Source organism: Streptomyces sp. col6, from assembly GCF_008042035.1.
Classification (GTDB): Bacteria; Actinomycetota; Actinomycetes; order Streptomycetales; family Streptomycetaceae; genus Streptomyces.
On record NZ_RDBL01000006.1, the window covers coordinates 1,587,908 to 1,597,065 of the forward strand.

The 9,158-nt window shown below is 72.2% G+C and carries 8 protein-coding genes and 1 pseudogene; 3 read left to right on the forward strand and 6 right to left on the reverse strand.

The features are described 5' to 3' along the window. Positions 1 to 54: 54 nt before the first annotated feature. The 3 genes and pseudogenes from EAO73_RS11145 to EAO73_RS11155 all read right to left on the reverse strand — a co-directional run bounded on the left by EAO73_RS11145 (position 55) and on the right by EAO73_RS11155 (position 2,222). Positions 55 to 687 (reverse strand): glycerophosphodiester phosphodiesterase, encoded by a 633-nt coding sequence (locus tag EAO73_RS11145; protein WP_412074587.1) that lies wholly within the window; start codon positions 685 to 687, stop codon positions 55 to 57. Between the two features lie 77 nt (positions 688 to 764). Then, positions 765 to 1,058 (reverse strand): annotated as a pseudogene (locus tag EAO73_RS37285) (glycerophosphodiester phosphodiesterase); the annotation flags it as partial. A 24-nt stretch (positions 1,059 to 1,082) separates the two neighbouring features. Then, complete coding sequence (locus EAO73_RS11155) at positions 1,083 to 2,222, reverse strand: adenosine deaminase (RefSeq protein WP_412074575.1); 1,140 nt, start codon at positions 2,220 to 2,222, stop codon at positions 1,083 to 1,085. A 158-nt stretch (positions 2,223 to 2,380) separates the two neighbouring features. Here EAO73_RS11155 and EAO73_RS36440 point away from each other — a divergent pair, with 158 nt between their 5' ends. Beyond that, positions 2,381 to 3,271 carry a DUF4190 domain-containing protein gene (locus EAO73_RS36440; protein WP_412074588.1) on the forward strand — a complete coding sequence of 297 codons (891 nt, stop codon included), beginning with the start codon at positions 2,381 to 2,383 and terminating at the stop codon, positions 3,269 to 3,271. A 50-nt stretch (positions 3,272 to 3,321) separates the two neighbouring features. On the opposite strand, the gene EAO73_RS11165 is transcribed toward EAO73_RS36440, so the two are convergent. After that, positions 3,322 to 3,897 (reverse strand): NADAR family protein, encoded by a 576-nt coding sequence (locus tag EAO73_RS11165; protein ID WP_147971518.1) that lies wholly within the window; start codon positions 3,895 to 3,897, stop codon positions 3,322 to 3,324. 116 nt (positions 3,898 to 4,013) lie between these two features. Here EAO73_RS11165 and EAO73_RS11170 point away from each other — a divergent pair, with 116 nt between their 5' ends. Both EAO73_RS11170 and EAO73_RS11175 read left to right on the forward strand, forming a co-directional pair. Continuing rightward, positions 4,014 to 4,523: a hypothetical protein gene (locus tag EAO73_RS11170; RefSeq protein ID WP_147971207.1), complete on the forward strand. Its 510-nt coding sequence runs from the start codon at positions 4,014 to 4,016 to the stop codon at positions 4,521 to 4,523. 202 nt (positions 4,524 to 4,725) lie between these two features. Then, positions 4,726 to 6,549, forward strand: a complete 1,824-nt coding sequence (locus EAO73_RS11175) for a chitinase (RefSeq protein ID WP_147971208.1) — start codon at positions 4,726 to 4,728, stop codon at positions 6,547 to 6,549. Here the strand turns inward: EAO73_RS11175 and EAO73_RS11180 are convergent. Together EAO73_RS11180 and gabT are read right to left on the reverse strand one after the other, a co-directional pair. Then, the gene (locus EAO73_RS11180; protein WP_147971209.1) at positions 6,503 to 7,093 is read right to left on the reverse strand and encodes a phosphatase PAP2 family protein; all 591 of its coding nucleotides are present in this window, start codon (positions 7,091 to 7,093) and stop codon (positions 6,503 to 6,505) included. The genes EAO73_RS11175 and EAO73_RS11180 overlap by 47 nt on opposite strands. 336 nt (positions 7,094 to 7,429) lie before the next feature. Beyond that, positions 7,430 to 8,770 carry a 4-aminobutyrate--2-oxoglutarate transaminase gene (gene gabT / locus EAO73_RS11185; RefSeq protein WP_147971210.1) on the reverse strand — a complete coding sequence of 447 codons (1,341 nt, stop codon included), beginning with the start codon at positions 8,768 to 8,770 and terminating at the stop codon, positions 7,430 to 7,432. Positions 8,771 to 9,158: the final 388 nt, after the last annotated feature.

Sequence of the window (9,158 nt, forward strand, 5' to 3'; positions counted from 1 at the left end):
GGGGACCGGGGCCACCGGTCTCCCGCACCCGGCGCCAGACCGTGCGGGCGGATATCACGGTTTCCACCCGGCCCCGTGACGGTCGATCAGCTTGCGGAGCACATCGATCCGGTTGGTGGTGACGGAGTCCACGCCGTGCGCGATCAGCCGGCGCATCGTCCGGCCGGTGTCGGCGGTCCAGGCCGAGACCAGCAGCCCGTCGCGGTGGTTGCGGTCCGTCAGCTCCGGGCCGACCAGCCCGAAACGGTAGTTCAGCCAGCGCGGCCGGACCGCGTCGAGCAACGCCGGGCGCGGGGGTGCGAGCGTCGTCCACGTCATCGCGATCTCGGCCGACGGGTCGGCCGCCCGCACCCGCAGCATCGCCTCGGGGCCGGCGCAGTAGTAGACGCGCTCACCGGCTCCGCACTCCCGCACCACGCCCACCGTCCGCTTCACCGAATCGGGCGTGGAACCGGGCAGATCGACCATCACGCGGTGCGCGCCGGCGGCGAGCAGCGCCTCGCGCAGCGTCGGCACACCGCCCGCCGTCAGCTCGGTCAGCTCCTGGTGGGTGAGCCGGTCCAGCCGCAGGTCATGACCCCACAGCCGGTCCAGCGTGGCGTCGTGCAGCAGGACCGGCACCCCGTCCCGGGTGACCCGGACATCGATCTCGACCGCGTCCGCCCCCCGTTCCAGCGCCGAGCGGATCGAGGAGAGGGTGTTCTCGCGGGCACGGTACGGATCGCCGCGATGGGCGACGGCGGTGACAAACCGGGCAGATCGACCATCACGCGGTGCGCGCCGGCGGCGAGCAGCGCCTCGCGCAGCGTCGGCACACCGCCCGCCGTCAGCTCGGTCAGCTCCTGGTGGGTGAGCCGGTCCAGCCGCAGGTCATGACCCCACAGCCGGTCCAGCGTGGCGTCGTGCAGCAGGACCGGCACCCCGTCCCGGGTGACCCGGACATCGATCTCGACCGCGTCCGCCCCCCGTTCCAGCGCCGAGCGGATCGAGGAGAGGGTGTTCTCGCGGGCACGGTACGGATCGCCGCGATGGGCGACGGCGGTGACAGGCTTCGACATGATGCCATTGTCACCGCCGGGCGATCACCGTCCGGCGCGCGCCGTCCAGTTGGCCGTGTACGTGTCGATCTCGGCGGCCAGCGCGCGCTTGCCGGCCGGGTCGAGGAACGACGCCTCGACGGCGTTCTTCGCGAGCGCGGCCAGGCCGTTCTCGTCGAGACCGAGGATGCGGGCGGCCACCGCGTACTCGTTGTTGAGGTCGGTGCCGAACATGGGCGGGTCGTCGCTGTTGATCGTCACCAGCACACCGGCCCGGACCATCTCGCGGACCGGGTGCTGCTCGATGTCCTCGACGGCCCGGGTCGCGATGTTCGACGTGGGGCAGACCTCCAGGGCGATGCGCTGCTCGGCGAGGTGGTCCAGCAGCTTCGGGTCGGCCACCGAGCTGGTGCCGTGGCCGATACGCTCCGCGCGCAGCGAGTTCAGCGCGTCCCAGACCGTCTGCGGGCCCGTGGTCTCGCCCGCGTGCGGCACCGAGTGCAGGCCTTCGGCGATCGCCCGGTCGAAGTAGGGCTTGAACTGCGGGCGCTCCACGCCGATCTCCGGGCCGCCGAGGCCGAACGAGACCAGTCCCTCGGGCCTCAGGTCCACGGCGAGCCGGGTGGTCTCCTCGGCGGCCTCCAGACCGGCCTCGCCCGGGATGTCGAAGCACCAGCGCAGCACGACGCCGAGCTCCCGCTCGGCCGCCTTGCGGGCGTCCTCGATGGCCTCCATGAAGCCCTGCTCGGGAATCCCGCGCCGGGTCGAGGAGAATGGCGTGACCGTCAGCTCCGCGTACCGGATGTTCTGCCGGGCCATGTCCCGGGCGACCTCGAACGTCAGCAGCCGGACGTCCTCCGGCGTGCGGATCAGGTCGACGACGGAGAGGTAGACGTCGATGAAGTGGGCGAAGTCGGTGAACGTGAAGTAGTCGGCCAGCGCCTCGGGGGCGGTGGGGACCTTGGAGTCGGGGTGGTGCGCGGCCAGCTCGGCGACGATACGGGGCGAGGCCGAACCGACGTGGTGGACATGGAGCTCGGCCTTGGGCAGCCCCGCGATGAAGGGGTGCAGATCGGTCATCGGGGCCTCCGTGGGCAGGGAGTGGTACGGGCCCCGGTCACCGGCGTGACCAGGGAGGGGGACGGGAGTCATCGTAGGACGGGCCCGCCCGTAGCATGACCGCATCACGATGGGGGAGGCCCATGCCAGACAACACGGACCAGCCGGCGGACAGGGCCGCACCGATCGACCCGTGGGCACCGCCGGAGCGGGCCGGGGCGCCGCGGGGCGGCGCGGTGTGGCCGGGTGACGCCACGGGTCACCCGGCGCCGCAGGAGGCCGGTATGCCGCCGGACACCGCCGAGCCCGAGGACGCCCGCCCGTCGGGCGACCCGGTGTCGCTGGACAAGGGCGCCGGCCCCGACGGCCCGCGCCCGCCGCAGGACGCCGCACCGGCCGGCGCCCGGCCCGGCCCGGATCGCCCGACGGGCGACGGCATACCCGGCGGCCCCCACACGCCCACCGCCACCGCGCCCGGCGGCCCCCGCCCCCCGGGCGTGCACGACCAGATGACGGTCGCCTCGATGCCGGGTGTCGGTACGGGCCCTGTGCCGGCCAACCCGTTCGCGGCACCGCAGCCCGGAGCAACCGGCTTCGCCGGGCCGCCGACCGGGGGCCCCGGGTGGTCCGCTCCCGGGTCCGTGCCCCCGCCGCCCGTCGGGCCGAACGGCCCGGGGCAGGGCGTCCCGCAGATGGGGCCGGGCGGTTACCCGGGCAGCCAGCCCCCGCCGGCGGCCTCGTACGGCTACCCGGCCGGGCAGCCCGCGCAGTTCGGCTACCCCGGCTATCCCGGTTACGGGCACCCCTGGGGCGGCCCGCAGCCCGCGAACGGGATGGGGATCGCCGCCCTGGTTCTCGGCCTCATCTCGGTCGTCGGCTTCTGCATGTACGGCCTCGGCATCGTCCTCGGCGTCCTCGCGCTGATCTTCGGCGTCCTGGGCCGCGGCCGCGCCCAGCGGGGCGAGGCCGACAACGGCGGTGTGGCGCTGGCCGGGATCATCCTCGGGTCCGTCGGGATCGTCGTCAGCGCGGCGTTCCTCGGCTTCCTCATCTGGGCGATCACCAGCGACGACACGGACGACGACAGTGGTTCCGCCTACGAGCGGGCGGCCGTCTCCCAGATCGTCGAGGCGCGGGAGCACGCCCCCCTGGGGCACATCTCCGTACGGGCCTGAACCACTCCTCGCGGTGCGGCGGGGCCACCCCCGCCGCACCGCGAGCCGGTTCATATACCGGCGCCGCCCGCCCCGTCCCGCAGCTTCTCCCGGGCCGCCATCAGCGCGAACCCCAGCAGGTTGAGACCCCGCCACTGCGCCGGGTCCTGCGCGCGCGGGCTGTCCGCCGAGAGCCCGATGCCCCAGATCCGGTCCAGCGGGCTCGCCTCCACCAGGACCCTGTGCCCGGTGCCGAGCAGGAATGCGACCAGCTCCGGGTCCTGCCCGAACTTGTGCACGCTGCCCGCCACCACCAGGGCGTAGCGCTCGCGCTTCCAGACGTCGTCGTCGAAGCCGCGGACCAGCCGGCCCACCTTCTTCGCCTCGGCGGGGCTCTTCGCCGCGACCGCCTGCCCGGCCGCCTCCGCGTCGCCGAACAGCCGCGCCTTGGCGGCCATCATCCAGTGCTCGGCCGACGCGTACGTCACACCGTCGACCGTGAACGGCGAGGGCCACCACTGGCTGAGGCAGCTCGCGCCGATGCTGCCGTCCGGGCGCGGGCGGTGCCCCCAGAAGTGCAGGTACTTCACCCTCTCGCCGCGGCCCGTCAGCTCGACGAGCTCCTCGACACTGCGTACGTCCCCCATGTGTTCCATGCCGTGGAGTCTGTCATCCGCCACTGACAACGGGCCCACGTGACCCAGATCACTACCAATGGGTAGCCGGACCCGCGTCATGAACCGGCCTCACCCCGCTCTCCCCCCTGAACGCGCCCGCCGCCCGGCCGGCGCGACACGGACTACGGAGGCGGGCCATGGCGGGCTCGAAGGTCAGGGCAGCGGTCGAGTGGCTGGCGTCGGCGGCACCCGATCCGGCCGCCTGCCGGTGGGACTGGGAGCGCGATCCGCGGGGGATCGCGCTCCTGCCCGCCGGCCGGCGCTGGGACGTGCTGATCCTGCCGGGGGAGCTGGGCTATCCGACGCTCGACGTGCTCACCCGGCTCATCGACCGGCCGGGGCCGGTCCTCGCGGACTTCGGCGAGTCCCGGATGGGCTTCTTCGTGCCGCCGGGCACCGTCGCCCGCTGGGTCGGAACGGGGATCAGGGGCGCCGGACGCGGCACCTGGATCGTCGTGCCGCACCCGGGCCGTCCGGCCGGGAAGGTGCGCTGGCTCGTCCCGCCCGACGGCTCCGGCACCCTCACCGACGCCACCCTCCTGGAACTCGCGATGCACGAGGCGGCGGCGGGCGCGGCAGGGGACGAGAGGGCCTGAACGGGCTCGCGCACAGGGGTGGCCGCCGGGCTTCGGCAGGCCCGCGCACCCGGGCGGTCACCGGCGTCCGGCGCTCCGCCGCGCCCACCCCCGTACGGCCCTCAGTGCCAGAGGTCTTGACAACCTGATTGGTCTGGACCATGTTGTGCGCGCCGCATCTATTCCCCTCGCCGTATCAATTCCCCCCTGTACGGAGGCCGTTGTGGAACGCACGGGACCCCCCGCCCGCATGACCGGACTGCTCGCCGCCTTCTCGGCGGCCCTGCTCGCCGCCGGAGGGCTGGCCGCCACGGCGCCGTCCGCCGTCGCCGCCGACGCCGAACTGGCGAGCAACGGCACCTTCGAGGCCGGGCTGACCGGCTGGAACTGCTCCGGTGGCAGCGGAGCCGCCGTCAGCACCCCTGTACACGGCGGGACTTCTGCGCTGAAGGCGACCCCGGCCGGCAGTGACAACGCCAAGTGCGCGCAGTCCGTGAAGGTCAAGCCCGGCTCCACGTACACGCTGAGCGCCTGGGTGCAGGGCAGTTACGTCTACCTGGGCGCCGAGGGCACCGGGACGACCGACGTCTCCACCTGGACGCAGTCCGCGCCCGGGTGGCAGAAGCTCACGACCACGTTCACGACCGGGGCCTCCACCACCTCGCTCAAGATCTACACGCACGGCTGGTACGGCACCCCGGCCTACTACGCCGACGACGTCAGCCTCGTCGGACCCGGCGGGGACCCGGTCGTGCTCCCCGCGGCCCCCACTGCTCTCAAGACCGGTACGGTCACCTCGTCCTCGGTCGCGCTGTCCTGGACGGGCTCCTCCGGGGCCACCGGTTACAACGTCTACCAGGGCGGCACCAAGGTCCAGAGCGTCACCGGCACCTCGGCCACCGTGACCGGCCTCAGTGCCTCGACCGCGTACAGCTTCCAGGTCAGCGCCGTCAACGAGGCGGGCGAGTCCGCCAAGTCGGCCGCGGTCTCCGCGACCACCACCAAGGGCAGCGGGAGCGAGGGCGGCACCCAGCTGCCGGCCCACGCGCTCGTCGGCTATCTGCACTCCAGCTTCGCCAACGGCTCCGGCTACACGCGCATGGCGGACGTGCCCGACTCCTGGGACGTCATCGACCTGGCCTTCGGCGAGCCGACCTCCGTCACCTCCGGCGACATCCGCTTCAAGCTCTGCCCGGTCACCGAGTGCCCGAACGTCGAGTCGGAGGCCGAGTTCAAGGCGGCCATCAAGGCCAAGCAGGCCGCCGGGAAGAAGGTGCTGATCTCCATCGGCGGCCAGAACGGCCAGGTGCAGCTCGCCACCACCGCCGCCCGCGACATGTTCGTCTCCTCGGTCGGCAAGATCATCGACGAGTACGGTCTCGACGGACTGGACATCGACTTCGAGGGCCACTCGCTCTCGCTGAACACCGGTGACACCGACTTCCGGAACCCCACCACGCCGGTGATCGTCAACCTGATCTCGGCGGTGAAGACCCTCAAGGCCAAGTACGGCGACAAGTTCGTCCTCACCATGGCCCCCGAGACCTTCTTCGTACAGCTCGGGTACCAGTACTACGGCTCCGGCCCCTGGGGCGGCCAGGACCCGCGCGCCGGCGCCTACCTGCCGGTGATCCACGCGCTGCGCGACGACCTCACGCTGCTGCACGTCCAGGACTACAACTCGGGCTCCATCATGGGCCTGGACAACCAGTACCACTCCATGGGCGGTGCCGACTTCCACATCGCGATGACCGACATGCTGCTGGCCGGCTTCCCCGTCGCCGGTGACCAGACGAAGGTCTTCCCCGGTCTGCGTCCCGACCAGGTCGCGATCGGCCTGCCGGCCTCCACCCAGGCGGGTAACGGGCACACTTCGCCCGCCGAGGTCACCAAGGCGCTGAACTGCCTCACCAAGAAGACCGACTGCGGCTCCTACGCCACCCACGGCACCTGGTCGGGCCTGCGCGGCCTGATGACCTGGTCCATCAACTGGGACCGCTTCAACAACTGGGAGTTCTCGAAGAACTTCGACGCCTACTTCGGCTGATCCGGCCGGACCCGCGGGGCAGCAGGAGCAACAGCCCGCACAGGAACCAGCTGCCCAGCACATCCAGCGGCCAGTGATAGCCGCGGAGCACCAGACCGATGCCCGTCGCCGCCGTCAGCAGGACAGCGGCGACGGGCATCATCCACGCACGCCGCCCGCGCCCGGCGAGCAGCAGCGCCGAAGCCCCGTACGCCACCGCCGCCGTCGCCGCGTGCCCCGACGGGTAGTAGCCCGTCGCCTCCGTCAGCGGTCCCGGCCGGGCGATCCAGTCCTTCAGCGGTACTACCAGCAGCGGCACCGCCGCCATCGCGAGGGCCGCGCCCAGCGGCTCCCACCGCCGCCCGCGCAGCAGCGACCAGCCGATCGCACACGCCAGTACGGGGAGGGCGACCTGCATGTTGCCGAGATCGGCGAGGAATTCGGTGAGCGGTCGCGGGCCGTGGCCGACGAGGGCGCGTCCGGCGCGCTCGTCGAGGCCGCGCAGGGGGCCGTCGGCGGCGATCTGCCAGGTGGTCAGCGCGAAGAGGGCCGACAGGCCCGACACCAGGGAGAGGAAAAAAGCCGTCCGCCCCGGAACTGGGGGGGTTGTTCCGGAGCGGACGAGTGGACCGGTTTGCCGCGCGTCCCGGGGGGTGTGGGACGAGCGGCCATCCGATCGGTGAGGAGTTCCGAAGCGTGATGCTCCAGTGGTGTGCGCGAAGGCACGGTCGGGACGGTGCTGGGGAAGCTCCGACCCGGATTCGCCCGCAGTCTCCTGCGAGCGGGGTGTTTCTCTCATCTGCGGAAACCGTACGTCAGGCGGAGGGGGACCGATAGCGGGTACGGTATCCCGCCATCGGCCCCCCACCTTTTCTTCACAGGCCCACACGTAATCCCGGGATCAGATCCCGGCGAAGGCGCTCTCCAGGACGTCCAGGCCCTCGTTCAGCAGGTCCTCGCCGATCACCAGCGGCGGCAGGAAGCGCAGGACGTTGCCGTACGTGCCGCAGGTCAGGACGAGGACGCCCTCGGCGTGGCACGCCTTCGCGAGCGCGCCGGCGGCCTCCGGGTGCGGGTCCTTCGTGCCCGGCTTCACCAGCTCGATCGCGATCATCGCGCCGCGGCCCCGGATGTCACCGATGACGCCGCCGTTCGGCAGCTCGGCCCGCATCCCTTCGAGGCGGCCCTTCATGACCTCCTCGATGCGCTTCGCCTTCTTGTTCAGGTCCAGCTCGCGCATCGTCTCGATGGCCCCGAGTGCGCCCGCGCAGGCGACCGGGTTGCCGCCGTACGTACCCCCGAGGCCGCCCGCGTGCGCCGCGTCCATGATCTCGGCGCGGCCGGTCACGGCGGACAGCGGCAGGCCGCCCGCGATGCCCTTGGCGGTGGTGATCAGGTCCGGGACGATGCCCTCGTCCTCACAGGCGAACCACTGGCCCGTACGGCAGAAGCCCGACTGGATCTCGTCGGCGACGAAGACGATGCCGTTGTCCTTCGCGAACCGGGCGATCTCCGGCAGGAAGCCCTTGGCCGGCTCGATGAAGCCGCCCTCGCCGAGCACCGGCTCGATGATGATCGCGGCGACGTTCTCTGCGCCGATCTGCTTGGTGATCTGGTCGATGGCCTGGGCGGACGCCTCCGCGCCGGCGTTCTCGGCGCCCGTCGGCCAGCGATAGCCGTACGCCACCGGCACCCGGTAGACCTCCGGCGCGAACGGGCCGAAGCCGTTCTTGTACGGCATGTTCTTGGCGGTCAGCGCCATCGTGAGGTTCGTCCGGCCGTGGTAGCCGTGGTCGAAGACGACGACCGCGGTGCGCTTGGTGTACGCGCGGGCGATCTTCACCGCGTTCTCGACGGCCTCGGCGCCCGAGTTGAAGAGCGCGGACTTCTTCGCGTGGTCGCCCGGCGTCAGCTCGGCGAGCCGCTCGCAGACCTCCACGTAGCCCTCGTACGGCGTGACCATGAAACAGGTGTGGGTGAAGTCCGCGAGCTGGGCGGAGGCCCGGCGCACGACGGCCTCGGCGGAGGCGCCGACCGACGTCACGGCGATGCCGGAACCGAAGTCGATCAGACGGTTGCCGTCGACGTCCTCGATGATCCCGCCGCCCGCCCGCGCGGTGAACACGGGCAGCGTGGAGCCCACACCGGCGGCGACCGCCGCGAGCCGGCGGTCTTGCAGCTCCACCGACTTCGGACCGGGGATGGCGGTGACGAGTCGGCGCTCCTGCGGGATTTCGGTCATGCGGGGCTCCTGGGGGTGTTTCGGACGCTTCTCGTTGTGCAGGCTAGGCGCGGGGCCGGGGCTCGGGCATGCTCCGATCGGGAGTGGTCGCGCACGTGTCGTTGTCCGCGACGGACAGAAGGCGGCGCGGGGGCCGCGGTGTTCCTCCGGCGGTCACTATCCGGGCGCGTTGCTGAACTCACCGTGTGCGCGCACTAGATTGGCCGGGGCAGTGACGGACCTGGCAGGTCAAGGGGGCAACGGTTCATGGACAACGACGGTACGCACGGCGCGTGGGGCACGCGAGGCGCGCCGCCCAGGGTGAGCACGAGCCGGGCGCGGGCGAAGTTCGGACCGGTGAAGTGGCGGAAGACGACCGCCCAGCCGCCGACCCGGGCGGCCCAGAAGC

Excerpts from the sequence above, each read along its gene's own strand:
- EAO73_RS11155 (WP_412074575.1), bottom strand. The coding sequence starts at position 2,222 with ATGCGGTCATGCTACGGGCGGGCCCGTCCTACGATGACTCCCGTCCCC.
- EAO73_RS36440 (WP_412074588.1), top strand. The coding sequence starts at position 2,381 with ATGCCGCCGGACACCGCCGAGCCCGAGGACGCCCGCCCGTCGGGCGAC.
- EAO73_RS11165 (WP_147971518.1), bottom strand. The coding sequence starts at position 3,897 with ATGGGGGACGTACGCAGTGTCGAGGAGCTCGTCGAGCTGACGGGCCGC.
- gabT (WP_147971210.1), bottom strand. The coding sequence starts at position 8,770 with ATGACCGAAATCCCGCAGGAGCGCCGACTCGTCACCGCCATCCCCGGT.